The 24591-nt window shown below is 63.5% G+C and carries 26 protein-coding genes and 1 other RNA gene; 2 read left to right on the top strand and 25 right to left on the bottom strand.

The window, feature by feature from the left end; translation table 11 throughout:
- Positions 1-57 precede the first annotated feature (57 nt).
- The 20 genes from mraY to ACZ5WT_RS00205 all read right to left on the bottom strand — a co-directional run bounded on the left by mraY (position 58) and on the right by ACZ5WT_RS00205 (position 18763).
- Positions 58-1143, bottom strand: coding sequence for a phospho-N-acetylmuramoyl-pentapeptide-transferase (gene mraY / locus ACZ5WT_RS00110; protein ID WP_464285353.1), 1086 nt, complete (start codon positions 1141-1143; stop codon positions 58-60).
- Between the two features lie 28 nt (positions 1144-1171).
- Positions 1172-2560, bottom strand: a complete 1389-nt coding sequence (locus tag ACZ5WT_RS00115) for a UDP-N-acetylmuramoyl-tripeptide--D-alanyl-D-alanine ligase (protein ID WP_464285354.1) — start codon at positions 2558-2560, stop codon at positions 1172-1174.
- Positions 2561-2652: 92 nt separating this feature from the next.
- Positions 2653-4095, bottom strand: coding sequence for a UDP-N-acetylmuramoyl-L-alanyl-D-glutamate--2,6-diaminopimelate ligase (locus ACZ5WT_RS00120; RefSeq protein WP_464285355.1), 1443 nt, complete (start codon positions 4093-4095; stop codon positions 2653-2655).
- Positions 4096-4122: 27 nt separating this feature from the next.
- Entirely contained in the window at positions 4123-5832 is a 1710-nt protein-coding gene (locus ACZ5WT_RS00125) for a peptidoglycan D,D-transpeptidase FtsI family protein (RefSeq protein WP_464285356.1), read from the bottom strand.
- The gene (gene ftsL, locus ACZ5WT_RS00130; protein WP_464285357.1) at positions 5832-6215 is read right to left on the bottom strand and encodes a cell division protein FtsL; all 384 of its coding nucleotides are present in this window, start codon (positions 6213-6215) and stop codon (positions 5832-5834) included. Before ftsL ends, ACZ5WT_RS00125 begins: the two co-directional genes overlap by 1 nt.
- Positions 6212-7213: a 16S rRNA (cytosine(1402)-N(4))-methyltransferase RsmH gene (gene rsmH / locus ACZ5WT_RS00135; protein ID WP_464285358.1), complete on the bottom strand. Its 1002-nt coding sequence runs from the start codon at positions 7211-7213 to the stop codon at positions 6212-6214. Before rsmH ends, ftsL begins: the two co-directional genes overlap by 4 nt.
- Before the next feature lie 134 nt (positions 7214-7347).
- Positions 7348-8328, bottom strand: a complete 981-nt coding sequence (locus ACZ5WT_RS00140; protein ID WP_464285359.1) for an NAD(P)-dependent alcohol dehydrogenase — start codon at positions 8326-8328, stop codon at positions 7348-7350.
- A gap of 86 nt (positions 8329-8414) precedes the next feature.
- Positions 8415-8651, bottom strand: a complete 237-nt coding sequence (locus tag ACZ5WT_RS00145) for a helix-turn-helix transcriptional regulator (protein ID WP_464285360.1) — start codon at positions 8649-8651, stop codon at positions 8415-8417.
- A gap of 3 nt (positions 8652-8654) precedes the next feature.
- On the bottom strand, positions 8655-9086 hold the full coding sequence (locus ACZ5WT_RS00150; protein ID WP_464285361.1) for a hypothetical protein: 432 nt from the start codon (positions 9084-9086) through the stop codon (positions 8655-8657).
- A gap of 133 nt (positions 9087-9219) precedes the next feature.
- Positions 9220-9611: RNase P RNA component class A (gene rnpB / locus ACZ5WT_RS00155), an RNA gene on the bottom strand.
- A gap of 73 nt (positions 9612-9684) precedes the next feature.
- Entirely contained in the window at positions 9685-10407 is a 723-nt protein-coding gene (locus ACZ5WT_RS00160) for a TerB family tellurite resistance protein (protein ID WP_464285362.1), read from the bottom strand.
- Between the two features lie 84 nt (positions 10408-10491).
- Positions 10492-11232, bottom strand: coding sequence for an RNA polymerase sigma factor (locus tag ACZ5WT_RS00165; protein ID WP_464285363.1), 741 nt, complete (start codon positions 11230-11232; stop codon positions 10492-10494).
- Positions 11233-11235: 3 nt separating this feature from the next.
- Positions 11236-11754 carry a plastocyanin/azurin family copper-binding protein gene (locus ACZ5WT_RS00170; protein ID WP_464285364.1) on the bottom strand — a complete coding sequence of 173 codons (519 nt, stop codon included), beginning with the start codon at positions 11752-11754 and terminating at the stop codon, positions 11236-11238.
- Complete coding sequence (locus tag ACZ5WT_RS00175; RefSeq protein WP_464285365.1) at positions 11754-12176, bottom strand: DUF5602 domain-containing protein; 423 nt, start codon at positions 12174-12176, stop codon at positions 11754-11756. The genes ACZ5WT_RS00170 and ACZ5WT_RS00175 overlap by 1 nt, the downstream gene beginning before the upstream one ends.
- A gap of 86 nt (positions 12177-12262) precedes the next feature.
- Complete coding sequence (locus ACZ5WT_RS00180) at positions 12263-12997, bottom strand: hypothetical protein (RefSeq protein WP_464285366.1); 735 nt, start codon at positions 12995-12997, stop codon at positions 12263-12265.
- A gap of 172 nt (positions 12998-13169) precedes the next feature.
- The gene (gene metF, locus ACZ5WT_RS00185; RefSeq protein WP_464285367.1) at positions 13170-14069 is read right to left on the bottom strand and encodes a methylenetetrahydrofolate reductase [NAD(P)H]; all 900 of its coding nucleotides are present in this window, start codon (positions 14067-14069) and stop codon (positions 13170-13172) included.
- 13 nt (positions 14070-14082) lie between these two features.
- Positions 14083-15033 (bottom strand): ArsR/SmtB family transcription factor, encoded by a 951-nt coding sequence (locus tag ACZ5WT_RS00190; protein ID WP_464285368.1) that lies wholly within the window; start codon positions 15031-15033, stop codon positions 14083-14085.
- Between the two features lie 73 nt (positions 15034-15106).
- Positions 15107-15904 carry a hypothetical protein gene (locus ACZ5WT_RS00195; RefSeq protein WP_464285369.1) on the bottom strand — a complete coding sequence of 266 codons (798 nt, stop codon included), beginning with the start codon at positions 15902-15904 and terminating at the stop codon, positions 15107-15109.
- A gap of 77 nt (positions 15905-15981) precedes the next feature.
- Positions 15982-17112 carry a DUF2336 domain-containing protein gene (locus ACZ5WT_RS00200; RefSeq protein WP_464285370.1) on the bottom strand — a complete coding sequence of 377 codons (1131 nt, stop codon included), beginning with the start codon at positions 17110-17112 and terminating at the stop codon, positions 15982-15984.
- A gap of 172 nt (positions 17113-17284) precedes the next feature.
- Entirely contained in the window at positions 17285-18763 is a 1479-nt protein-coding gene (locus tag ACZ5WT_RS00205) for a catalase (protein ID WP_464285371.1), read from the bottom strand.
- A 123-nt stretch (positions 18764-18886) separates the two neighbouring features.
- Between ACZ5WT_RS00205 and ACZ5WT_RS00210 the strand changes: the two genes are divergently transcribed.
- The gene (locus tag ACZ5WT_RS00210) at positions 18887-19780 is read left to right on the top strand and encodes a LysR substrate-binding domain-containing protein (protein ID WP_464285372.1); all 894 of its coding nucleotides are present in this window, start codon (positions 18887-18889) and stop codon (positions 19778-19780) included.
- On the opposite strand, the gene ACZ5WT_RS00215 is transcribed toward ACZ5WT_RS00210, so the two are convergent.
- Both ACZ5WT_RS00215 and rarD read right to left on the bottom strand, forming a co-directional pair.
- A complete protein-coding gene (locus ACZ5WT_RS00215; protein WP_464285373.1) occupies positions 19777-20115 on the bottom strand; it encodes an EamA family transporter in 339 nt (112 codons plus the stop codon). The two genes, ACZ5WT_RS00210 and ACZ5WT_RS00215, sit on opposite strands and share 4 nt — an antisense overlap.
- A complete protein-coding gene (rarD, locus tag ACZ5WT_RS00220) occupies positions 20109-20726 on the bottom strand; it encodes an EamA family transporter RarD (RefSeq protein ID WP_464285374.1) in 618 nt (205 codons plus the stop codon). Before rarD ends, ACZ5WT_RS00215 begins: the two co-directional genes overlap by 7 nt.
- A 195-nt stretch (positions 20727-20921) precedes the next feature.
- Here rarD and ACZ5WT_RS00225 point away from each other — a divergent pair, with 195 nt between their 5' ends.
- A complete protein-coding gene (locus ACZ5WT_RS00225; protein WP_464285375.1) occupies positions 20922-21371 on the top strand; it encodes a host attachment protein in 450 nt (149 codons plus the stop codon).
- 141 nt (positions 21372-21512) lie between these two features.
- Here the strand turns inward: ACZ5WT_RS00225 and ACZ5WT_RS00230 are convergent, their stop codons facing one another.
- The 3 genes from ACZ5WT_RS00230 to ettA form a co-directional block, all read right to left on the bottom strand.
- On the bottom strand, positions 21513-22364 hold the full coding sequence (locus tag ACZ5WT_RS00230) for an alpha/beta fold hydrolase (RefSeq protein WP_464285376.1): 852 nt from the start codon (positions 22362-22364) through the stop codon (positions 21513-21515).
- Positions 22365-22427: 63 nt separating this feature from the next.
- Complete coding sequence (locus tag ACZ5WT_RS00235; RefSeq protein ID WP_464285377.1) at positions 22428-22754, bottom strand: hypothetical protein; 327 nt, start codon at positions 22752-22754, stop codon at positions 22428-22430.
- A 160-nt stretch (positions 22755-22914) separates the two neighbouring features.
- Complete coding sequence (gene ettA / locus ACZ5WT_RS00240; protein WP_464285378.1) at positions 22915-24570, bottom strand: energy-dependent translational throttle protein EttA; 1656 nt, start codon at positions 24568-24570, stop codon at positions 22915-22917.
- Positions 24571-24591 lie beyond the last annotated feature (21 nt).

Below are 24591 nucleotides of genomic sequence, written 5' to 3' on the forward strand. Positions count from 1 at the left end.
AATAACCCGCGGATCTGGTCCGCGGGCTAACTTGTTGGCAACGATGCTGTCGGACGACTAGCGCAGCTTGAGGCTCGAAAGACCGATCAGCGCCAGCACGAAGGAAATGATCCAGAATCGGATCACCACCTGGCTTTCAGTCCAGCCGAGATGCTCGAAATGGTGGTGGATCGGCGCCATTCGGAACACGCGCTTGCCCGTGAGCTTGAACGAGGCCACCTGCACGATGACCGACACGGTTTCGAGCACGAAGAGGCCACCCACGATCGCCAGCACGATTTCGTGCTTGGTGGCGACGGCGATGGTGCCCAGCGCGCCACCGAGGGCGAGCGAGCCGGTATCGCCCATGAAAATCTGCGCCGGCGGGGCATTGAACCACAGGAAGCCGAGGCCCGCGCCAATCAGCGCGCCGCACACCACCGAGAGTTCGCCGGTGCCGGGGACGTAATTGAGCAGCAGGTAGTCGGAGAAATTGACGCTACCCACGAGGTAGGCAATCAGCGCGAAACAGGACGCCGCCACCATCACCGGCACGATGGCGAGACCATCGAGGCCATCGGTGAGGTTGACCGAATTGCCCGCGGCCACCACGACGAAGCCGCCAAACAGGATGTAGAAATAGCCCAGGTTGAAGGCCAGGTCCTTGACGAAGGGGAAGAGCAGCGACGTGCCGTAGGCGCCCTGCGCCAGCTGAGAAATCGCGAATGCCGCGATGCCGCCAATCAGCGCTTCAAGCAGCAGGCGCTGCTTGCTGCCGAAGCCCTTGTGGCTCATGCGCTTGACCTTGAGATAGTCGTCGTAGAACCCGATGGCGCCGAAGCCCACCGTCACGAACAGCACCACCCACACATAGCCATTGCTGAGATTGGCCCAGAGGAGCGTCGAAAAAACCGCGCCCGACAGGATCATCAGCCCGCCCATGGTGGGCGTGCCCTTCTTGGTCAGCAGGTGCCCGGCTGGACCATCCTCGCGGATCGGCTGGCCCTTGCCCTGCTTGAGACGCAGCAGCGCGATCATGCCCGGACCGAACATGAAAACGAAGAACAGCGCGGTGATGACGGCGCCGGCCGTGCGGAAGGTGATGTAGCGGAAGACGTTGAACGCGGTTAGCGCGTCACCCAACTGGCCAAGAAAGTACAGCATGTGATGGAGATGTCCTTGTTGGGTGGGATCAGTTGCCTTCGAACCGACGACGAACTCTTTCGACCACGCCCGCCAGCCCCACGCCGTTGGAGCCTTTGACCATAACTGCGTCGCCATAGGCAAGATCGTTAAGCACGATCTCCGCCATCTCGGAGGCCGTCTGTGTATGGGCGGCAACACGTGCCCCGCCCAGCGCCTCTGCCAGCGCGCCCATGGCGGCGCCGACGAGGTAGACGCGGTCCGCGCCCGACGCGATCACAGCAGGCGCCAGGCTCGCATGCAGGCTTGGCGACTGCGGGCCAAGCTCGAGCATGTCGCCGAGGATGACCACTTTGCGGCCCTTTGCCGTCTGGGCGGCGAATACGTCGAGCGCTGCATTCATCGAGGCGGTGTTGGCGTTGTAGCTTTCGTCGATCAGCAGGAGTGGTTTTTCGGCGGGACCGAGCAAGCTTCGCGCCCCCCGCCCTGCCTGCGCACCGAACCCGGCGAGCGCGCGCAGGGCCACGGCGGGTTCAACACCCGCCAGGTAGGCCACGGCCAGCGCCGCTGTCGCATTGGCCACCATGTGGCGGCCGGGCACATTCAGCGCCAGCGTGAAGCGCTCGTCGCCGTATTCGATGGCGGCAAGGCTCCGGTCTGCCGCGGTTTCGATGTCGATGATACGCCAATCGGCGCCCCGCGCTTCGCCATAGGTCACCACATTGGCGATCCCGGCCGCGCGGGCTTCATCGAGCAACACGCCGATCTGCGGGTGGTCGGCATTGAGCACAGCGGTACCGCCGGGCTCGAGGCCGGCAAAGATCTCGGCCTTGGCGCGCGCGATGCCATCGAGCGATCCGAAGGCCTCCAGATGCGCGGGGGCGACGGTGGTGATAACAGCGATATGCGGGCGGACCATCTGCGCCAGCGGGCGGATTTCATCGGGGGCACTCATGCCCATCTCGAACACGCCGAACTGTGCGCTTTCGGGTAGGCGCGACAGCATCAACGGCACGCCCCAGTGATTGTTGAAGCTCTTGATCGAGGCATGGGTTTCGCCCGCCGCCTCGAACACCACGCGTATGGCTTCCTTGGTCGTCGTCTTGCCGACGCTGCCGGTCACCCCGACAATGGTGGCGCGGCTGCGGGCCCGCGCGGCGCGGGCGATGTCACGCAGACCCTCCAGCGCATCCGCCACGACCACCCGCCGCTCCCCTTCGCCCCGGCTGACCAATGCAGCGGCAGCACCGTTTTTCAGCGCGGTATCAACGAAGTCATGCCCATCGAAACGGTCGCCCTTGATGGCCACGAAAAGGGCATTGGGGCCGATCTCGCGCGAGTCGATGGTGACGGAACCAATGGGTGTGGAGGGATCTAGGTCACTCGAGCCGCCAGTGGCGGCGAGGATTTCCGAGATGGTGTACAGGGACTGGGTCATGGCTGATTATTGCCGCTAGCTCGATCTGGCACCTCCCCCGGGACGGGGGAGGTTTGGAGGGTGTCGCCCGGCGCACTTGGCAACATGCGGCTTTACCCCTTGATGGCCTCCGCGACCACTTCATGGTCGGAGAAGTGATGCTTGGTGGTGCCGATGATCTGGTAATCCTCGTGGCCCTTGCCGGCAACCAGCAGAACGTCGCCGGGCTTGAGCGCCTTCACCGCGTCGGTAATGGCCGTCTTGCGGTCGGCAATCTCGCGCGCGCCCTTGGCCGCCGCGAGAATTTCCGACCGGATGGTGCGAGCATCTTCGGTACGTGGATTGTCGTCGGTCACAATCACGTCGTCGGCCAGCTCGGCGGCAATGGCGCCCATCTGGGGCCGCTTACCCTTGTCCCGGTCGCCGCCGCAGCCGAACACGACCGAGAGCTTGTTCTTGGCGTAGGGGCGCAGCGAATTCAGGGCCGTCTTGAGCGCGTCAGGGGTATGCGAATAGTCGACAAAAATCGCCGCGCCATTGTGCTCGGCCACCAGCTCCAGCCGGCCCTTGGCGCCCTTGAGCTCGGTCAATGCGGAGAATGCCTGCGCCTTTTCTACGCCGCTCGACATGGCAAGCGCCGCCGCGATCAGCGCATTGCTGACCTGGAACTCGCCGGTCAGCGGCAGGTGGAAGCTGGTCTTTTCGCCGATATGGCGCACTTCGACGCGCTGGCCATAGCCTTCGGTCTTGATCGAGAGAATTTCGATATAGGCGCCCTCGCGGCCCACAGTCAGCAGGGTCGAGCCATTGCCGAGCGCGGCGAACATGAAAGCCTCATGCTCTGGATCATCGACGTTGACCACCGCCGGGCCACCATCGACCAGCAGGTCGGTGAACAGCCGCAGCTTGGCATTGCGGTATTCGTCCATGTCCTTGTGGTAGTCGAGGTGGTCGCGGCTTAGATTGGTGAAAGCCACAGCCTCGAAATGCATGCCATCGAGACGGCGCTGGTCGAGCCCGTGGCTGGATGCTTCCAGCGCCACGTGGTCGATGCCCTGCGCCTTGAGCGCGCGCATCGACTGATGCAGCGTCCGCGAGTCAGGGGTGGTGAGGCTACCATCGATATGGCGGGTTGCCGTATCGACGCCAAGCGTGCCAACGCTGGCGCCCGGAATGCCGGCATAAGTCCAGATCTGGCGCACGAAGGAGGCGACCGAAGTCTTGCCATTGGTGCCGGTGACCGCAACGGTGATTTCCGGCTGCGGCTCAAAAATGCGCGAGGCGGCACGGGCATAGGAAGCCCGCACATCCTTAACGATAATGACGGGCACGCCCGGATCGCCGACCGGAGCAGTGTCGGTAACGATGGCCAGCGCGCCGCGCTTGACGGCGTCGGGCACGAACTGGTTGCCATGCACGTTCAGGCCCGGCAGCGCGAAGAAGATGTCCCCGGGCTCGATCCGGCGGCTATCGGAGTTGAGACCGAAAACCGCGCCCAATCCCTTCTTGGGACGGGCGCCGGAGCCTTCGAGCAGCTGTGTTACACTGAGTGACACGGTTGGGAATCCTTCGGGATCAAAAGTCTAGCGAAGTTCAGGAGGCGTGAGGTTCCTGTCCAGAACCTCGGAGAAATCGGGGGCAATGCCCAGCATCGGCGCAACGCGCTGAATGATGCGCCCGGTGACCTGGCCCGCATTCCAGGCGGCGGTGACGCCAGACTGCGGGTTTTCGGCCTTGGGCTCGTCGACCATGATGATCATGGCATAGTGCGGATTATCCATCGGGAAGACGGAGCCGAAGAAATTGGTGTTTTTTGCGGACGAATAGCGGCCGTCCACCACCTTCTCGGCCGTACCGGTCTTGCCGCCGACGCGATAGCCCTGCGCCAGCTTGTTGGCCTGCGTCGCGCCGCCTTCAGTGGCGTTCAGCCGGAACAGATAGCGAAGGTCAGCGCTGGTCGAGGGCTTGATCACCGGACGATAGAGCTTCTGCGCTTCGGCTAGATCACGCCGATACAGGGTCGGCGGAACATAGTTGCCGCCGTTGACGAAAGCCGAATAGGCCGTGACCATGTGGAGCGGCGTAACCGACAGGCCGTGGCCGAACGAAGCCGTTGCCGCCGACACTTCCGAGAAGCTCTTGGGGACCGACGGCAGGCGCATTTCCGGCAGCTCGAACGGCACGCGCTCGTCAAAGCCCAGCCGGTTCAGGAACGCGCGGTAATTGTCCTTGCCCATCGCCTGCATGATACGGATCGTGCCGATGTTGGACGAGTATTTGAATACTTCCGGCAGGCTGAGAATGCGGTGCTTGCCGCGATAGTCGTCGATGGTGTAGCGGCCAAACCGCACGCCGAAACGGGCGTCGAACTGGTCGTTGATCGACACTGCGCCGGAGTCGAGCGCACCAGCCAGCGTGACAGCCTTGAAGATCGAGCCCGGCTCGAAAATACCGGCCGTGATGCGGTTGAAGCTGTCCTTGACCAGCGCCGTGGCCGGCTCGTTCGGGTTGAAATCGGGCACCGAGGACATGGCGATGATTTCGCCGGTCCGCACATCCATCATGACGCCCGCGGCCGCGATGGCCTGATAGCGCGTCATGGCGTCCACCAGCTGCTGGTGCATCACATGCTGCACGCGCATGTCGACCGACAGTTCCACCGGCGCCAGCGCATTGCCGCGCGCAAGACCGAGCTCCTGCAACAGGGCAACGTCCTGCACGTCCATGTGCTTTTCGATGCCGGAAATGCCCTGGTTGTCGATGTTGGTCGACCCCAGAATGTGGCTGGCCTCGGTCATGCCGGGATAGAAGCGCTTGGACTCTGTGATGAAGTCGATGCCCGGAATGCCCAGGCGCATCACGCGATCCTGGATAGCAGGCGAAAGCTCGCGCTGCACCCACACAAAACCCTTGTCGCCGGTCAAGCGGTTGCGCAGCCAGTCTTCGCTGAGATCGGGCAGCACGGTGCGCAACTTCTGCACGGCTTCTTCAACGTCGATGATGCGGCGTGGCTCGGCGAACAGCGACGGAACGCGGATATCGACCGCCATTTCGAGGCCATTGCGATCCAGGATCGGCGGGCGCGTTGCGGTGATGACGTCGCGGGCCTGCCCTTCAATCGTGGAGTCGGGGACGACCATGCCCAGCTGAACCAGCCGCCCGCCGACCAGCGCAAAGCCGAGCGCCATCGCCAGCACCATCCAGCGGATGCGCGCCTGCGTGAGGTTGCCGCGCACCTTGCGCGCGCCATCGAGCGAAATGGTTGGCCCGAAATTCTCGGTGGTCACAGCCATTATTCGATCCCCTCCAGTTCGAGGATGGCGTCGATCGGATCGATGCCGGCCTCCAGCGACTCGAACAGGGAGTCCAGGGCGTGAGTATTCGGTTTGGCCGGACGCATCGGCAGCGCATCGAAGGCGCCGAACTGCTCCTGCTTCACCGGAGACAGCGCCAGCGCTAGCTCATGGCGCTGCACGATCGGGTCGATATAGCCCGGCTGGCCCAGCACGGCCTCGTCGGCCTTGAGCAGCGAGAGCTCACCTTCCTGGGTATCGATCAGCGCAATCAGCGCCGTCCGCTCGGTCGCGGTGTTCTCGATGGAGAACTTGAGCGCATAGACGCCGGCCAGCATCAGGACGCTGGTGAAAATCAGGATAATATTGATATTGCGGATCATTCGGCGCCCCGCACCTTGGGAACACCCAGCCCATCGAACCGCACGGCGCGCTCTGGAGCGCCGGACCGGGTCGCGGCACGCAGTATCGACGAGCGCGCACGCGGATTGCGGGCCAGTTCGGTTTCACCGGGCTTGACCGCCTTGGCGACCTCGACCCAGCGCCGCTCTTCGGTAACCACCTGCGGCAGGTGCCGCGACTGGGCGGGACCGCCCTTGTCGGGATCGAAGAACCGCTTGACGATGCGGTCTTCCAGCGAATGGAACGTTACGACGGCCAGCCGCCCGCCCTCCGCGAGCAGGCGCTCGGCCGCGAACAGCGCCTCGACCAGCTGGTCGAACTCGGCATTGACGGCGATGCGCAGGGCCTGGAACGAGCGCGTTGCCGGATGCGGATCACCCGGCTTGCGGCCGATAGCCTTCTCGATGATCTTGGCCAATTCAAGCGTTGTCTCGATCGGCGCCAGCTCGCGCGCTGCCACGATGAACTGGGCGATGCGACGCGATTTGCGTTCCTCGCCAAAGGCATAGAGCAGGTTGGCAAGCTCTTCGGTCTCGAGGCCATTGACCAGATCAGCGGCGCTTTCGCCCTGCCCGCTCATACGCATGTCGAGCGGCCCCTCGCGCATGAAGGAAAATCCGCGCTCGGCCTGATCGAGCTGCATCGAGGACACGCCGATATCGAGCACGACGCCGTCAATCGGCCCATGCTCGGCCGCCAGGGTATCCAGCTCGGAAAACGTGCCCGGAACGAAAATGAAGCGGCCTTCGAACTCGGCCATCAGCGCATCGGCGAACGGCTTCACATTAGGGTCGCGATCAATGGCAATGACGATGGCGCCAGCTTCGAGCAAGGCACGCGAATAGCCGCCCGCCCCGAACGTGCCGTCGACGATGCGCTTGCCGTCAAGCGGCGACAAAGCGGCGAGAACCTCGTCCAGCAGGACGGGCACGTGCGGTCCGCCAATCTGGCTGGGTTCGGGCATCGAACGCTTGCCCATAAAGACTACTACTCCACTCCCGGCACCAAGCCGGATCGTAAACTTCCGGCCACTTTGACTACTGACGCTTAAGATTCTGTTTCCCATGCGGCGGCAGGCGTAAATATGAAGTCGCCGCAGCAGGAAAGGCCCGGCTAGCCCGCTGGCGACAGCTCGACGACCACGTCGCCTGCCTTGCGTTCGGTATCAACATAGCGATGGGCGTCCGCGACCTCGGACAACCTATAGCGCCGGTCGACCACCGCCCGCACTACACCGGCCACGATGAGATCGCGCAGCAGCGCCATGTCGGCCAGCTTGTCGGCCACCGGGCGCAGGCCCGTCGTGGCCAGTCTGGCGCGCCTCGCGCTCCGATGCGTTGTGAGCATCTGCCAGAATATCGCCGGGCTCAGCACCGTGGTGAGGTAAATCCCGCCCGGCTTCAACGCGCGTTTGCTGCGCGCGAAGCTGCTCTTGCCGACGGCATCGAAAATCACGTCATAGCCGTTATCGGCCTGAGTAAAGTCGGCCTTAGTGTAATCGATGACGTGATTTGCGCCGAGGCTTTGCACCAGCGCGCCGTTTCGCCCGCTGCACACCCCGGTCACTTCGGCGCCGAAATGCCGGGCCAGTTGCACTGCCATCGCCCCGATGCTGCCCGAAGCGCCATTGATCAGCACGTGATCGCCCGGCCTGACCTGCCCCTCGTCACGCAGGAACGGCAGGGCGGTGAGAAAGCTGTAGCTCATTCCAGCCGCCTCGCCGGCGTCGAGCCCGGCCGGGCGCTGGATGATCGCTGCCGTATCGGGCAGGCAGACATACTCCGCGGCGCCGCCAAGGCTGGTCCCCACCGAGCCAAACACCGCATCGCCCACTTTGAACCGGGTGACGCCCGCCCCTATCGCTTCCACCACCCCGCCGATGTCGGAGCCAAGCACAGGGCTTTTTGGCCGCAGGAAGCCGGCGAACAGCCGGATGATAAAGGGATCGGCCTTGCGGAAGGCCGTGTCGGCAAGGGTCACGGTGAACGCCTCGACCCGGATCAACACCTGGTTTGGACCGGGCACGGGCTTGGGCACATCCTGGATTTCGAGCACTTCGGGGCCGCCATAGCGGCGCTGCGTCACGATCTTCACCTGCATTCTCCCATGCGTTGCCGCTGACCGGCGCGACATGCGCGCGGCCTGACGGGCTTGCTTTCCATGAAACGTCTAGTGCGGTATCAGTCTTGCGCGGCTTCGGGCGGCGCCCACTGGAACACCTGCTCCAGCGGCAGCTTGAAGGCGTCGGCGATGCGGAAGGCCACTTCCAGCGACGGCGAGTAACGACCCTGCTCGATGGCAACAATGGTCTGGCGCGTCACCCCTACCCGCTCGGCCAGCGCGGCCTGGGTCATCTCCCCGGCGTTGAAGCGCAGCACGCGAATAGTGTTGGTGATCCCCGGCTGTCCCTTACCCATGGCTCAGCCAACCCGGTAGTAATAGAGCTGCAGCGCGGCATTGACCGTTCCGCCGATCATCGGCGCACCGAACAGGGCGTAGACGGCAAAGATCGGGTCGGCGCCAAAGGCCAGCGGAAACAGGGCCAAAGCCGCCGCCACCGATGTGAAAATGCCCGCCATGCGCAGGCTCTTGGCGTCGATGGCCACGTCGCGCTCGTCATCGGGCTCGGCCTTGAATTCCTCACGCCGGACAATCGAGACTACGATGGTGGTGATGATGGTCGCCACGATGGTGAAGACGATCACCGCGCCGATGACCCAGAGCAACTTGGCCGCCACGCTGGCCACTGTGGCTCCAACCAGCCCGCCATTGAGCCCGTCATAAACCAGCCAGATGCTGACCAGCACCTGCCCCACCAACTGAATGCCAGCAATCATTTCCTTGTATGTCATCGCCCGCTCCCGCAGTTCCACGCCGCAGAAGTATGCTCAATCATACACAATGTCAATTTTTTCATACATCACGTCGCAAATAAGCGACTTTGATGGATTTGGGCGCAGTGGGGAGGAAAACAGCCAGGAGGTAAACGCCAGTTGACCTATAAGCCGGGTTCTGTAGGGTCGAAGACCGAGGTCTTCGACGTGGTGACCATTCATCTGTGGCGCCTGTTGCCAGGACGCTCGTGCAACCAACCCGGATGATCTGGCCTCAAAACTGGCTGGGGCCGAAGCCCCGCGTCATCCCTATTTGGTCTTGCTCCCGGTGGGGTTTACCGTGCGATCCCTGTTGCCAGGCACCCGGTGCGCTCTTACCGCACCCTTTCACCCTTACCGATCCGAAGACCGGCGGTTTACTTTCTGTGGCACTTTCCCTGGGGTCGCCCCCGCCGGCCATTAACCGGCACCGTGTTTCGAAGGAGCCCGGACTTTCCTCCAGCAGCAGGTTACCCCACTGCCAGCGGTCACCCGGTCAACTGGCTGGCGTGTTGTGATGGAGCGCGCCTATGGCGTCAAGACATTCGCAGCGTCATTCCGCAGGCGCGATGCGAGGTCAGGCGCTCGCGGGGCTCGTCAGCAACGGACGCTGCGGCGGCTTGGTCAGCGCCTGATAGGCCAGGTTGATCGACTTCATGCGCGCTGTCGCGATGTCGATCAGGTCCTCGGGTACGCCCTTGGCGATCAGGCGATCGGGGTGATGCTCGGCGACCAGCTGGCGATAGACCCGGCGGATTTCGGCAGGATCGGCATTATGCGCCAGGCCCAGCACCGCATAGGGATCGACACCGGCCTCCAGCTGCACATGCTGGCTGGCCAGCTGCTCGAAACGCGCATCGTCAAAGCCGAAAATGTCGCTGACCGACTTGAGGTAATCGAGCTCGGACTCATGCACCATGCCGTCGGCGGTCGCGATGTAGAACAGGCTGTCGAGCACATGCTCGAGCGTATCGGGGCTGTCGGCGAAAAAGCGCGAGACCTTGCGGGCATAGGCATCAAAGCCGGCCACGTCCTGCTTGGCGAGGTTGAACACCCGCGCCACCTGGTCCTCGTGCCCGGCAGCGATCTCGACGGTCGCGCGGAAAGCCCGCTCTTCCGACGCGGTCACCGCACCATCAGCCACGGCCATTTTGGCGGCGAGCGCAATCAGCGCCAGGGTGAAAGCGGCATCCCGCCCACCCGGCAGCCAGTTATCAGGGTCGAGCGCGTTGGCCAGCGATCCCGCCAGCCCCGTGCGCTGGCTGAACGAGCCAACCAGGTCGCCCAGTCTTTGCCACATGTCAATCTTCTCTTCGGGCAATGTGCAATCCGCAAACTTCAGCGGCCAGCGACGCCGCCAAGCCAAAGGTGATTTGCCCGAAGTTTAGCTGTTGCCCTTCGCCGGGTCCACCGCTGCGCGCACATGGCCGCTACGCGTCAATGCGGCCACGACCTTGTCCGCCATGGTGTCGCACCGCTTGCCGTCGAACGGAAAAGCCTCGGCAAACGAACCCTCTACCCGCGCTTCAATGATCCGCCGCAACTGCCCGCGGGCCCGATGCAGCCGCGTTTTTACCGTCTCCACCTTCACGTCAAGGTGTTCGGCAATCTCGGCCAAAGTCATCCCCTCGACGTCCCGCAGCACGAAAACGACGCGAAACGCCTCGGGCAAGGTATCGATGGCAGCTTCGATCAGATTGCGCATTTCGGTCCTGCTGACCTCACTGTCGGCGGCCAATGGCATAAGGGAAATCGGGAAGCGGGCCGACCAGCCGGCATCGGCTTCCATGGCTGTATCGATGGCTTCCAGTTCGGCCTGCGGTCGCCGTCGCCGCACCCGGCTGAGGGCATCATTGAGCGCGATCCGGGTGATCCAGGTCGAAAACCGGGCATCCTCGCGAAAGCCGTCGAGCCGAGTGAAGGCAGAGACATAGCTCGCCTGCACCACATCCTCTGCCTCGGCATCGTCACGCAGCACGCCCCGCGCCACCCGGAACAAGCGTTGATTGTTGGCCTTGATCAGGGTGCGGATCGCCGCCTCGTCACCCCGCCGCGCCCGGCCCACCAGTAGGGCTTCGCTGGTGGCATCTGCGGTGGCGGCGGCAGGCATATTGTCGAGCATCATCGCTCACTCCATCCTCACCTGCCCTGCCGCCATGATCGCATCGACCTTGGGCAGGTTGGCCAGCGCCACGTCGGGCAGCCCGGTCAGTTTGGCATCCACCTCGACATCGGGGTAAGGCTCGCCCGTCGGTTCGCCGACGATGATCCTGCCAACCATGCCCGCATGCTCATGCGGCACGCAGTAAAAATCATACACCCCGGCCACGGACAGAGTCACTTCGAAGCTCTCGCCTGGCAGCAGGTAGTCCGAGTCCCAGGGCTCGGCGCCCTCGGGAATTCTGGCCTGCCGCCCATAGAGCGTTGGGTGATAGGCCGTTGCCGTGTGGGAATTGCCCTTGTCGGTATTGGTCCAGCGGATCGTCGTTCCCGGCGCCACCAGAAGGCCAACCGGATCGAACCAGACATGAGAGCCATCAGGCCGTCCGCTCATGGCGATCTCGACCCGGTCGGCTGCCCACACCAGCCTGGGCCCAACGATGAGGGCGGCCGCTGCCGCCCCCAGAATGATGCGCCGCGTAACCATCACTCGGCCACTTTGGCTTCATCGGCGACGGGCACATGCCACAGCACCACATGGATATGGGGCTCTTCGACGCCGGGATGGCCTGCATTGTAATAGACGTCGACATGATCGACATCGCCGCCCGGCGCCGCCAGGTTATCGAAGCTGTTTTCGGCATTGAGCTTGGACATGGGCAGCATGTAGATCGTGCTGACCAGCGCCCCATCATGGTCATAGGCCAGGAACGGGCCGGCCGGGAGCGTCGCGGGATCGACGAACAACTGCCCCATGCCCGGCAGGAAGTCGGGCAGCTTCACAAGGCCACTGACAGCGGCAAAGGGAGCGGCCGGGGGAGACTTGGCGATATCGGCGGGAACGTCATGCGCCAGCACCGGCACAACCATCGCAGCCAGCATCAGGCCGGCAAGGCCAATCAACTTCATTTTGCATCTCCAGGTTGGCGGCGGGGCGATCTGTCCCGCGCTACCCATTGGATGCAGCTAGTGTCGAAAAGTTCCCGGCACCGCGATCAGTTCAGGAACGGGTAGAAGCTCTCGTTGCTCGGCCCGATCACCCGGTCGCGCTGGCGCGGGCGCGTGGGGGCTTCATCAAGAAAGAACCCGCCCTGCTGGTAGTCCGAACTCGTCTGGCGCTCGCGCGCGGCGAGGAATTCCGAAAGCGGACCGCTTTCCCAGTCTTCGAGATCTTCAGCGGTCACATTGCCGCCGGGCACAACAACCGCCTGCTGCGGCGGCACCACAACTGCCTGCTGCGGCGGCACCACCACCGCCGGGGGCGGCACAATGGCAACCGGCATTGGACGCATCGACAGCGGCATGGGTATCGGCGCCACCTTGGGGATCGCCGCTACCTGCACCGGGTCAGTCACAACAGGCGCGGGGGTCGTGGTGATCACCGGACGCGTGGGCGTGGTTGCGGTCTGCGCCGGCGCGGCGGGTGCATCGCCACCGCTGATATAGCTGGGAAGCGGCCGGCCGCCCTGCACGAACTTGTCGACCACATCGGCGGTCTGCGCCTGCGGCGTGCTGACGGGATCAGCAGCAGGCTTGGCCGGCGCGACAACAGCCGTCTCGGTCGCTTCGGGAGGCGGCGTGACCGGCGCCCGCGCTGCAGGCTCGATCACTGCGACCTGGGGCGCCTCATCGCCAAACTTGCCGGATACGTAGTCGGCAAGAGGCACGCCGACAACGAGCGCAACACCTGCCCAGGCGAGGCCATTGAGAATGCGGCGGTCGATCTGCATGGTTCACGTCCCGATATGCTCGGCCCCGTAGGGGCAATTCCAATGGTCCTGCAATGCAACGGGCAAGCTGAACCGAAGCTGAATGAGCTATTTCAGCTCCCGGCCATGTGGGCCGGGATGCTGATGGCACCAGAACATGGTGAACAGATGGTTAAAATCGGGCAACGGGCGATCACGCCTCCGGCCGCAACCCCAGGATCCGCCCCAGCGCCAGCGCCAACGGCGAGCGGTTGTGGGTATAGATGTGGAACTCGGTGACGCCCTCGTCGAGCAGTTCCGTCACCTGCTCGGCCGCAACGGCCGATGCAACCAGCGCGTGAGTTTCCGGATCCTCGTCGAGCCCGTCGAACCGCTCGGCAAGCCAGGCCGGGATCGACGTCCCGCACCGGCTGGCGAAGTTCGAAATCTGCTTGAAGCTGTGGATCGGCTGGATGCCCGGCACGATGGGCGCGGTAATGCCCGCCGCACGCGCCCGCTCCAGATACCGCAGATAATCGGCATTGGAGAAGAACATCTGCGTCAGCGCGCGGGTAGCCCCGGCGTCGATCTTGCGTTTGAGATTGTCGATCTCGTTTTCCCAGCTTGGGCTCTGCGGGTGCCGCTCGGGATAGGCCGACACCGAGATATCGAAGTCGCCGATGCGGCGGATGCCCTCGACCAACTCGATCGCATTGCGATAGCCCTCTGGATGGGGCGTGAACGGGTGGCCGACGCCTTCCGGCGGATCGCCGCGCACGGCCACGATGCGGCTCACGCCGGCTTCCTGATAGCCGCGCACCACGGCATCAACCTCGTCGCGCGATGCACCGACACAGGTCAGGTGCGCGGCGGCATCGACGCCCGTCTCGGCCTTGACGCGGCTCACCATGCGCAGCGTGCGCTCACGGGTCGTGCCGCCGGCGCCATAGGTCACCGAGACGAAACGCGGACGCAGCGGCGCCAGCTTGTGCATGGTGTCCCAGAACTTTTCTTCCATGACGTCGGTCTTGGGCGGAAAGAACTCGAAGGAAATCTCTAGCGGCGATCGCTGGTCTGCAGTCTTGCGGCTGGCGCGAATGTTGTCGTCGATCATTGGTCTATTCCGTTCAAGTCTTGTCGCTGAGGCGCCACAGGCAAACCGTCAGCCCACCTTCGTCATTGTTGCTGGGGAATTCGCGCACGGCAGTCACCGTGAGGTTCGCCGCGGCGGCCCAGCCATTCATTTGCGCCTGCGACAGGCCCAACCGGCGGTGGGCATGCGCGCTGCGCAGAAATTCGAGATCGTGGGGCGCGAAATCCACGATGATCATCTCCCCGCCCGGCTTCAGCAGCCGCCGGGCATGGGCCAGCATTCGACCGGGATCGTCGAAATAGTGCAGCACCTGATGGATCACGATCACATCGGCGGGCCCGGCGGTGAGATCGACATCGCCGATATCGCCCAGCCGCACCTGCGCGTGGGCAATGCCCGAACTCGCCAGGCGCGATCGCGCCACTGCCAGCATTTCACGGCTCGAGTCGATGCCGATGCCGCGCTTGTAGGTGCCCGCCAGGACCTCGAGCATGCGCCCGGTGCCGGTGCCCAGATCAATCAGCGTATCGACCTTGCGGTCGCCCAGTTCCTCGACCACCGCGGCCTCGACGGCCTCTTCGGGCACATGCAGGGTCCGCAGCAGGTTCCAACTGCCTGCCACCTTGTCAAAATATTCGCTGGCCTGCGCCTGCTGCCCGGCGCGAACCGCCTGCTGGCGCTCGATATCGCGGCGGCGCTCGGGATCGACATCATCGACCCGCTCGATCAGCCACTGCGCCAGCGCTGCGCCATCTCCCTCGGCGGCAAGCCCGTAATAGGCCCAGGCGCCTTCGGCATTGCGCTCGATCAGTCCCGCATCGGCGAGCAGCTTGAGATGCCGCGACACACGCGGCTGGCTCTGCTTGAGGATCTCCGTCAGATCCTTGACCGAATGATCGCCATCGGCGAGCAGCGCCAACAGGCGCAGCCGGGTACCTTCACCCGCCGCCTTGAGCACACCTACCAAGTGATCGAGTTCAGCCATGGAACCTCGCGAGACATAAAGATGTCTTTATATCTCGATTTCTAGCGAGGTCCAGTCGATTCTTGCGCGGGGCTTAGCTGGCTTGCAGGCCCATTGTTTCGCACAGCTTCGCCATTGCGCTGCCGGGCTCCGGCAAAGGCATGTCCGCGCGGCCGCGCCGGGTCATCTGGCTGCGCCACACATGCACGGCCAGGGTCCGTTCGGTCACATATGGCTCGAGCGAACTGCCTGCCTGCATCAGGCTGCTGACCTTCTCATAGGGCACGGGATAGAACACATCCTGCGGCTGGATCTGCCCGATCCCGAGGCGTTGCGTGTGATAGGTCAGCGCTGCCGGTCCCGTGGCGCCATACTGCATATGCTCGGGCGGAACGTGGATGCCGATGAGGCGCTTGGCGGCCACCTCGAAGCGCCGCAGGGGCGACAGATGCGGCTCCAACAGCGGCCGGTCCTTGTTCTCGAAGATGTCGAGCATGGCGCGCAATAGCGCCGATCCGGCCGGCAGTCGCAGCACCGCGCCATTGACCGACCCCGGACGCTCATAGCCCAGAATGTAATCGGGCAGCCCCACCAGCGGCCGCAGGCAGATCATATCAAGGTCGGCCCAGATTCCCTTCTCGGCGGCCATCAGGCTGGCGCGGAAATAGTCGGAAAACACACCCGGCGTGCCGCGATCCTTGTAGAAAACCAGCGCTTCCCGCGGCAGGATTTCTGCGGCATCGCACGCCACGGCGCCCGCCGGCAGGTCGGCGATGGGATCATAGCTATAGATTTCGACGCGATGACCCTGCCGCATGAAGGAAATCGCCGACAGCTGTTCAAGCCAGCTTATCGGGCCATGCCAGAAGGTTGCGATAGTGGGCAGGGACATGGATCAAGGCGCTCTGATAGATCGTCCCGGCACGGGACGACCGTCTCTTCCCACAGCACTGCCCTGTCTGCAAGCAATCAGGCGTTGACCGAGTCCCGCTCTTCGGTGACAGCGCGCTTGCGGAAGGAATGGGCGCGCCAGAGCTCGAAAATGCCCACAGCCTCGTCCTTGTCGATGGCCTCGAAGCGGCTGAGCACCATCAGCTTGTCGCCTTCGCTCGGCAGGTCGCGCCAGGGCAGCGTGGCCACGATGGCCTCGAACAGGTCCGGTGTCAGCCCGGCGGCCTTGAGCGCGACGGTGATCGCCACATAGTCCTGGCCGGCTAGCCATTTCACGAAGACCTCAGGCCCGATCTGCAAGATCACTGTCAGCGCGGCGGCGGCGTGGTGGCCGTAACCAAAGCGAGCAAAGCGCGCCAGCGCCCGGTCGTCGAGCTGCTTGCGATCGCTCAGCGCCTTGACCTGGTTGTAGGCGACCTTCCATTCGGTCGCCGAGAAACCGGCGCGGTTGCGCATGCGATTGTAGACGACGGCGTTGACCTTGCCGGCCGCAACCGGGTCGATGCCCCGGTTCACCTGACCCAGCGTCTCCAGCACCTTGCTGGCCACCGAGTCGATCTCGCCGCGCAGCGACTTCCAGTCGATCTCCGGGCGGTTGCGCAGGTCGGCAGCAATCTCAGCGTCGCGGCTGGCGCGTTCCACCAGCTTTTCCAGCGTCGCCTTATCGAATTCGGCCGAGCTATTGCGCACGAGACGCACCACGGAGGGCTTGGCCCCGTGCTCGACAATCGCCTCGCCCACCCGCTCGGCCACATTGGCGCGGCTGGCAATGGCGATGCGGTGCTCTTCGCTCTGGCGACCGATAATGTCGATCAGGTCGTCGTCGGACAGGACGCTCGAGAATTCGAGCAGTGGCTTGGCGACCTCGATGTCGTCATTGGCCAGTTTGACCACCACCGTACCGGGCGCCCGCTCAAGCGGGGCCAGCAGCTTGGCGACATGGGCACGGGCCTCGACTTCGACGAGCTCGGCCAGCTGGCACAGAACCTCGTCATATTGGGCAACCTGGTCGTCGTCGCATCGGTCGGAAACATAGCTGAACAGCTGCGCCATGTTGCGGAACAGCTGCTCGCGCTCGGAGTGATTGTCATCACCATTGAGCACGCGAAAACTCGAAAACGCCCGCTGGCTCAGATCAAGCTCGCTCATTCGCGTATACTCCCGGCTTCTGCCGCAACTTTGGACCCTGACGATGCACAGACACCTGCTTGCGGGTGCTGAAAGCCAGGAAGTGTATTTGATACAAATCTTATCGATGCGCGCGAGCAAAAAAAAGCGCCGGACCCGAAGGCCCGGCGCAGATGGTTAAGAGACAAAAATCCTATTCGGCTGCGGCAGACTTTTCCTGCTGCGAGATCGTGTCTGCAGCGAGGTTTTTCGCCAGGGCCGCCCGCACGCCAGCGGCGTAATCGGGGTGGATCTTCTCGAAGTGGCCGAGCTGACGCTCGACGATATGCTGGGGAACGCCACCCATCGCCGCAGCGATATTGGAGAACAGGCGACCCTTCTGGGCATCGTCGAACAGGTTGAACAGCGCACGCGGCTGCACATAGTCGTCGTTGCCTTCGCGGTGGCTGAAGCGGCCGGCATCACCCACGATACGCAGCGGCGGCTCTTTGACCAAAGGATCTTCCACCGGCGCACCGGCGATCGAGTTCGGCTCGTAATACACGTCCGGATTGCCGGTCTGGATGCCACCGAAGAAGTTCATCGCGCCGTCCTTGACGTAGCTGCGAACCGGGCACTTCGGTGCGTTGACCGGCAGTGCTTCATAGTGGGTGCCAATGCGGTGACGGTGCGCGTCGGCATAGGCGAACAGGCGCCCCTGCAGCACGCGGTCCGGCGAATAGCCGATGCCCGGAACCTTGTTGGACGGCGAGAACGCTGCCTGCTCGATTTCGGCGAAATAGTTGTCGGCGTTGCGGTTCAGCTCGAAGTAACCGACGTCGATCACCGGATAGTCCGCATGCGGCCAGACCTTGGTCAGGTCGAACGGGTCATACGGGGTCTTGTCAGCGTCCAGCTCGGGCATGATCTGGATCTGCACGTTCCAGCGCGGGAACTCGCCCTTCTCGATGCCGCCAAACAGCGCTTCCTGGTAGCCTTCGCGGGTCTTGCCGATGACCTGCTCGCCTTCGGCGTTCGTATAGAACTTGTGGCCCTGCTGGGTCTTGAAGTGGAACTTCACCCAGAAGCGTTCACCATTGGCGTTCCAGAACGAATAGGTGTGCGAGCCGTAGCCGTTCATGTTCATCGGGGTGACCGGCAGGCCACGATCCGACATCAGGATGGTCACCTGGTGCAGCGCCTCGGGCGACAGCGACCAGTAATCCCACATCGCGGTTGCCGAGCGCAGGTTGGTGCGCGGGTGACGCTTCTGGGTATGGATGAAGTCCGCAAACTTCATCGGATCACGGATGAAGAACACCGGAGTGTTGTTGCCAACCAGGTCCCAGTTGCCTTCTTCGGTGTAGAACTTCAGCGCAAAGCCACGAACGTCGCGCTCATGGTCGGCCGCACCCTGCTCGCCCGCAACGGTCGAGAAACGGGCCAGCATCGGGGTAACCTTGCCCTTCTGCAGCACCTTGGCGATGGTGTATTTGGACAGGTCTTCGGTGATGTGGAGTTCACCGAATGCGCCCCAGCCCTTGGCGTGCACGATGCGCTCAGGAATGCGCTCGCGGTTGTGGTGGGCCATCTTTTCGATCAGCTGGTAGTCCTGCAGCAGCACGGGGCCGCGCGGACCAGCGGTTTCGGAATTCTGGTTGTCGGAGATCGGGGCACCGCCCGTGGTGGTCATTCTAGGATTGTCGGACAATTCTTGATCCCTTTAACGATTCTAAACTGGATTGCCCCCTTCTGCCCCTTCTCGAGCGATTAGGCAAATTGATTGATCCTCTGGTTATGATAAGCTGCGCCTATCATGATAATTTCGCTCAAGCAGATGCGCTATGCCGCCGCCGTTGCCGAAACCGGCCATTTCGGTCGTGCCGCTATCGCGTGCAACATCAGCCAGCCCGCCCTTAGCCAGCAGATCCACGCCATCGAAGAGCTGTGTGGCATTCCCCTGTTCGACCGCCTCAAGGGCGGCGTGCGCCCTACCCCGTTCGGCGCCGAACTCATCGCCCGCGCCCGCCTCGTGCTCGAAAGCGCCGAGGCCCTGGACGCCTTCGCGCAGGGTCATGCCGGCCAACCCGAGCGCGCCATCCGCTTCGGACTGATCCCCACGGTGGCGCCCTATCTCCTGCCCGAGATTTTCCCCGCGCTGACAAGCGGCCTGCCCGGCCTCGATTTCACCGTCAGCGAAAACCGCACCGAAGCGCTGATTGCCGGCCTGCTCGACGGCAGCCTCGATGTCGCGCTGATCGGCACGGTCGCGCCCGAGCATGGACCGAAACTCGAAAGCCGCCCGCTCTTCGAGGACCCCTTCGTACTCGCCACCAGCCGCGATGAGCCGACAGATGGGCCAGTGTCCCTTGCCGCTCTGGCGCCCGAGCGCATCCTGCTGCTCGATGAGGGCCACTGCTTCCGAGACCAGACCATTGCCGCCTGCCGTCTCGACAGCGATCCCGGTGGCCGCACCTTTGCTGCCACGTCGCTGTCCACCATTGTGGAATTCGTCGCCAATGGTCAAGGCGTCACGCTGCTGCCCCAGATTGCGCTCCGCAAGGAAGCGACCGACCCGCGCATTGCCATTCACTCGCTGGCCGCGCCCGGCGCCGGGCGTCTGCTATCGCTGGTCTGGCGCCAGGCGACGCCCTTCGCCAAAACCTTCCAGACCATGGCCGACCTGATCCGCCAGACGCGCGGCGTCTAGGCCGTTGCGCGGCGGCTGCGCTGGCGGAAGCTGTCATAGGTAAACACGACGAGCGACACCCAGATCAGCGCAAAGCTGAGCAGGCGTAGGCCATTGAGGTGTTCACCAAACAGGAAGACCGCCAGTAGGAACTGGATAGAGGGCGCCAGATACTGGAACATGCCGATCGTCGTCAGCCGCAACCGGCGCACGGCATAGGCAAAGAGCAGCAGCGGAATGGCCGTCGCCGGGCCGGTCAGTACCAGCCACATCATCAGATAGGGGTCCGCGTGTACGCCCGGGCCCGTGGTGATGAGCGAGTAGCCGATGAACGCCAGCGCCGCCGGCGTCAGCATCGCCGTTTCGGCAAACAGGCCCGAGGCCGGCCCAAGCTGCGCCGTCTTCGGAAATAGCCGTAGAAGCCGAATGACAGGGCCAGCCCCAGTGCGATGAACGGCACCGTGCCCAGCGCCACGGCCTGAATGACAATCGCCACTGTGGCGATCAAGATCGAGATAGTCTGCAGCCGGTTCTGGCGTTCGCCCAGCAGCACCATGCCCATCAGCACGTTGATCAGCGGGTTGATGAAATAGCCAAAGCTGGCTTCCAGCACCTGCCCGGTTTCCACTGCCCACACATAAAGCAGCCAATTGCCCGCCAGCAGCACCGCAGACAGCAGCGTGCCCAGCGCCCGTCGGCGGTCGGCGAACAGCGCCCGCACTTCGCCGAACCCGCCCGTCATCGCCAGGATCACGGCCAGCAGCACCAGCGACCACACGGTCCGCTCGGCGACAATCAGGACCGAACCGGCACTCTCCACCAGCTTGAACAGCAGCGGCAGGAAGCCCCACAGCAGATAGGCGGCCAGCGCCGCCAGCACGCCATTACGCACGTCGGTCGCGGCTGCATCCACCGGGACGGCCATGGGCGGCGCGATGGCTTCGGGAGCCGATTCAGGAAGGGACATGGTACTCTCCGCATCCCGCAGGACGCCTTAAGCCCCTCTGATAGCAGCGCTCCATCGCCACGGCCAATCAGAGTTTGTGATCCGCCCGCCTTGTAAAGCTGATGGATGGAGCCAACCTTTTTGAAGCATGGGCGTTGATCACGTGTGCCCGACCGGGCGCTCCCACCAAACGACCATCACCAGCAGGAGCACATCATGAAAAAGACCGTCACCTGGGTTTTGATCGCCGACGGCGCGCAAGCGCGCGTCCTCGAAAATTGCGGCCCGGGCAAAGGGCTCAAGCAGGTGGATGGTCTCGATTGGGCCATCGAACCACTGCAGGCGCAGGACATCGTCACCGACCGGCCCGGACGGCACTACTCATCGGGCAGCCACGGCCAGGGTTCGATGGAACCCAAGACCGATCCGGTGCAGCATCGCGAGACTGAGTTCGTCAAATCGCTTGCCGCAGTCCTCGACCGCAAGCAGCAGAGCGGTGCCTTCGACCGCCTGGTGATTGCCGCCGCGCCCATCGCGCTTGGCGACATCCGCAAGGCCATGTCCCCGTCGTTGAAGAAGGCCGTCATGGCCGAGTTGAACAAAGACCTCACCAATGTGCCCACGGCACAGGTCACCCAGCACCTCGACGGCATCCTCAGCGTCTAGAACGCCGAAAACCGAATAAATTCAGGTCACTAACGCAAGAGGCCGATTCAATCCCGCAATGGGTTGAATCGGCCTCTCAAGCATTTGAATCGGCATGTCAGGCGCTTGAATCGGTGCGCGCCCCCGCCGCCGCTCTTGCTGCTAGTCCTCTGAATCCTCGTCAAATTCCTCATCGTCATCACCGGCGATGGCATCAAGAAACTCGAGCAACATCGAGTTGACCAGGTCCGGCCGCTCGATGCTCGGAATATGCGCCACGCCTTCCAGAACCGCCGCAAATGCGTTCGGCATTTCCTCGGACAGGTGATCATGCCGGTCGATCAGCGCGGTGAAATCCTCGTCGCCCACCAGCAGCATCGTCGGGGCGTTGATCTCGCTCACCCGCCGCCAGGCATCGGGCTGCTGTTCGATCTGGGTCAGCTCAGGCTTGCTCAGCGCAATGCTGTTCATGTCGAGAAACAGCTCGCGCACCGCGCCGCCGACCCGGCCGCTCTGCGCGCGCGGCCCGTCGAGCCATTCATGCGCTTGCACGCGGTTGAGCATGTCGAGGTCGCCCCGCTCATAGGCGTCTTCCTCGGCCGCCTCGATCTGCTGCTCGGCATTGGTGGCGCTCCATGGCGCTCCCGTCACCGAGGTGCCAATCAGCACCAGCCCGATCACCCGGCCCGGATGGCGCAGCGCGAAATCGATCGCGAGGCCACCGCCCATCGAGCAACCGACAAACACCGCTGCATGGATATCCAGCGCCTGGAGTACAGCTTCGAGATCGTCGACATGGCTGAACGCTTCATCGGCGCTCTGGGTCTCGCCATAGCCGCGCCGATCATAGGCGATGGTGTGCCAGCCCTCTTCGGCGGCTTCGGCCATCTGGCTTTCCCACATGCGCTTGTCGCACACGCCGGCATGCAGAAACACCACCGGCAGCCCCTCGCCGATCTGCCGCCCCGCAAGGGTGGCCTGACCGACTTCGACCGTAAACGCTTCGCCAACCACGCGACTTACTCCAATTCGAGATCATTGTGCGGGTCGAACTGTGCTCGACGCCGGCGTCCCAGCCTATTGCGCGACGAGGACGCAGAACTCGTATGCGTCATTGCGGGCCCAGCAGCCAGCCTTTCCGTCCACGGCCTTGAATTCATGCAGTTCCTGCGGCGGCTGGCCCGGCTTGGCATCGGCTTCGATGAGAAAGGCCACGCCCCGATCCTTTTCGGTCAGGGTGAAGGCGAATGTACGGCCATCGGGCAAATTGAATGTCAGCCCACCGCCATCGAGCGCCACATCGCAATCAAACTGGCCATAATCGGTGACCGTGCATTGCGCCGGAGTGGCCTGCGCCAGCGTCACCATTGCGCCCCAGATCAGGGTCGCCGTCAGAAGTCTCATTTTCCCACCAATGCCTGGGGCGAGCCGACCGGCCGCCCCATCCAAACCCGATTCAGTGTGTTGCACACTTTATTGCCGCCCGCACTATCCGAGCGAGCGCATGGTTTCCACGCAAAAGAGGCGCCCCACATGTGGAGCGCCTCGATAGTGTGGCAGTCTGTTAGCGCGTCAGCGGCTTGTAGGTCGCGCGCTTCGGGTTCACCGCGTCGGCGCCGAGGCGGCGGATCTTGTCGGCCTCGTAGTCGGCGAAGTTGCCTTCGAACCATTCCACGTGACTGTCGCCTTCGAAGGCCAGCATGTGGGTCGCCAGGCGATCGAGGAACATGCGATCGTGGCTGATGATCACTGCGCAGCCGGCGAATTCTTCCAGCGCTTCTTCAAGAGCTGCAAGGGTTTCGGTGTCGAGGTCGTTGGTCGGTTCGTCGAGGAGTAGCACGTTGCTGCCGCTCTTGAGCATCTTGGCCAGATGCACGCGGTTACGCTGACCACCCGACAGGTTGCCGACCTTCTGCTGCTGGTCGCCACCCTTGAAGTTGAAGGTGGAGGTATAGGCGCGCGAGTTCATTTCGCGCTTGCCCAGCATCAGCACTTCGTCGCCTTCCGAGATTTCTTCCCAGACAGTCTTGTTCGGATTGAGCGTGTCGCGGCTCTGGTCGACATAGCCGAGGTTGACGTTCTCGGCCACGGTCACGGTGCCGGCGTCCGGCTTTTCCTGGCCGGTCAGCATCTTGAACAGCGTGGTCTTGCCCGCGCCGTTCGGCCCGATGATGCCAACAATGCCGCCCGGGGGCAGCTTGAAGCTCAGGTTGTCGATCAGCAGGCGATCGCCGAAGGACTTGGACAGGCCTTCAACGTCGATCACGTTGTGGCCCAGGCGCTCGCCGGGCGGAATGATGATCTGGGCGGTGTGCGACTGCGTACGCGCGTCGTTGATCTTGACCAGTTCGTCATAGGCCTTGAGACGGGCCTTGGACTTGGTCTGGCGCGCCTGGGGGCTCTGGCCCATCCATTCCTTTTCGCGCTCGAGCACCTTGGCGCGCGCTGCGTCTTCGCTCTTTTCCTGGGCAAAGCGCTTGGCCTTGGCACCGAGATAGGCCGAGTAATTGCCTTCATAGGCAACGCCGCGGCCACGATCGAGCTCGAGGATCCAGCCGGTGACGTTGTCGAGGAAGTAGCGGTCGTGGGTGATGATCAGCACGGCGCCTTCGAACTCACGCAGGTGGCGTTCCAGCCACGCGGTGGTTTCAGCGTCGAGGTGGTTGGTCGGTTCGTCGAGCAGCAGCAGGTCGGGCTTGGAGAGCAGCAGGGCGCACAGCGCCACGCGGCGTCGTTCACCACCCGAGAGCTTGGTCACGTCGGCATCGCCCGGCGGGCAGCCCAGCGCTTCCATGGCCACTTCGACCTGGCTTTCCAGATCCCACAGATTTTCGGCGTCGATGCGGTCCTGCAGCTTGGCCGCTTCGTCGGCGGTCTCGTCCGAGTATTCCATCATCAGCTCGTTGTAGCGATCGACAATGGCCTTCTTTTCAGCGACGCCGGTCATAACGTTGCCGAGCACGTTCAGCGCCGGATCCAGCTCGGGCTCCTGCGACAGGTAGCCGACGCGGGCGCCCTTGTCGGCCCAGGCTTCGCCCTGGAACTCGGTGTCAATGCCGGCCATGATCTTGAGCAGGGTGGACTTACCCGAGCCGTTCGGGCCCAGAACGCCGATCTTGGCGTCAGGGTAGAAGCTGAGGTGAATGTTATCCAGAACCTTCTTGCCGCCGGCATAGGATTTGGACATTCCGTGCATGTGGTAGATGAACTGGCGGGCCATAGGCCTGAAACCTCGTCAGAA

The organism is Devosia sp. T2-14 (assembly GCF_055397495.1).

What these genes read in the sequence shown, in the direction of transcription:
- mraY (WP_464285353.1), bottom strand. Translation starts at nt 1,143, where the DNA reads ATGCTGTACTTTCTTGGCCAGTTGGGTGACGCGCTAACCGCGTTCAAC.
- ACZ5WT_RS00115 (WP_464285354.1), bottom strand. Translation starts at nt 2,560, where the DNA reads ATGACCCAGTCCCTGTACACCATCTCGGAAATCCTCGCCGCCACTGGC.
- ACZ5WT_RS00125 (WP_464285356.1), bottom strand. Translation starts at nt 5,832, where the DNA reads ATGGCTGTGACCACCGAGAATTTCGGGCCAACCATTTCGCTCGATGGC.
- ftsL (WP_464285357.1), bottom strand. Translation starts at nt 6,215, where the DNA reads ATGATCCGCAATATCAATATTATCCTGATTTTCACCAGCGTCCTGATG.
- rsmH (WP_464285358.1), bottom strand. Translation starts at nt 7,213, where the DNA reads ATGGGCAAGCGTTCGATGCCCGAACCCAGCCAGATTGGCGGACCGCAC.
- ACZ5WT_RS00145 (WP_464285360.1), bottom strand. Translation starts at nt 8,651, where the DNA reads ATGGGTAAGGGACAGCCGGGGATCACCAACACTATTCGCGTGCTGCGC.
- ACZ5WT_RS00150 (WP_464285361.1), bottom strand. Translation starts at nt 9,086, where the DNA reads ATGACATACAAGGAAATGATTGCTGGCATTCAGTTGGTGGGGCAGGTG.
- ACZ5WT_RS00160 (WP_464285362.1), bottom strand. Translation starts at nt 10,407, where the DNA reads ATGTGGCAAAGACTGGGCGACCTGGTTGGCTCGTTCAGCCAGCGCACG.
- ACZ5WT_RS00165 (WP_464285363.1), bottom strand. Translation starts at nt 11,232, where the DNA reads ATGATGCTCGACAATATGCCTGCCGCCGCCACCGCAGATGCCACCAGC.
- ACZ5WT_RS00170 (WP_464285364.1), bottom strand. Translation starts at nt 11,754, where the DNA reads ATGGTTACGCGGCGCATCATTCTGGGGGCGGCAGCGGCCGCCCTCATC.
- ACZ5WT_RS00175 (WP_464285365.1), bottom strand. Translation starts at nt 12,176, where the DNA reads ATGAAGTTGATTGGCCTTGCCGGCCTGATGCTGGCTGCGATGGTTGTG.
- ACZ5WT_RS00180 (WP_464285366.1), bottom strand. Translation starts at nt 12,997, where the DNA reads ATGCAGATCGACCGCCGCATTCTCAATGGCCTCGCCTGGGCAGGTGTT.
- metF (WP_464285367.1), bottom strand. Translation starts at nt 14,069, where the DNA reads ATGATCGACGACAACATTCGCGCCAGCCGCAAGACTGCAGACCAGCGA.
- ACZ5WT_RS00190 (WP_464285368.1), bottom strand. Translation starts at nt 15,033, where the DNA reads ATGGCTGAACTCGATCACTTGGTAGGTGTGCTCAAGGCGGCGGGTGAA.
- ACZ5WT_RS00195 (WP_464285369.1), bottom strand. Translation starts at nt 15,904, where the DNA reads ATGTCCCTGCCCACTATCGCAACCTTCTGGCATGGCCCGATAAGCTGG.
- ACZ5WT_RS00200 (WP_464285370.1), bottom strand. Translation starts at nt 17,112, where the DNA reads ATGAGCGAGCTTGATCTGAGCCAGCGGGCGTTTTCGAGTTTTCGCGTG.
- ACZ5WT_RS00205 (WP_464285371.1), bottom strand. Translation starts at nt 18,763, where the DNA reads ATGACCACCACGGGCGGTGCCCCGATCTCCGACAACCAGAATTCCGAA.
- ACZ5WT_RS00210 (WP_464285372.1), top strand. Translation starts at nt 18,887, where the DNA reads ATGATAATTTCGCTCAAGCAGATGCGCTATGCCGCCGCCGTTGCCGAA.
- ACZ5WT_RS00215 (WP_464285373.1), bottom strand. Translation starts at nt 20,115, where the DNA reads ATGCTGACGCCGGCGGCGCTGGCGTTCATCGGCTACTCGCTCATCACC.
- rarD (WP_464285374.1), bottom strand. Translation starts at nt 20,726, where the DNA reads ATGTCCCTTCCTGAATCGGCTCCCGAAGCCATCGCGCCGCCCATGGCC.
- ACZ5WT_RS00225 (WP_464285375.1), top strand. Translation starts at nt 20,922, where the DNA reads ATGAAAAAGACCGTCACCTGGGTTTTGATCGCCGACGGCGCGCAAGCG.
- ACZ5WT_RS00235 (WP_464285377.1), bottom strand. Translation starts at nt 22,754, where the DNA reads ATGAGACTTCTGACGGCGACCCTGATCTGGGGCGCAATGGTGACGCTG.
- ettA (WP_464285378.1), bottom strand. Translation starts at nt 24,570, where the DNA reads ATGGCCCGCCAGTTCATCTACCACATGCACGGAATGTCCAAATCCTAT.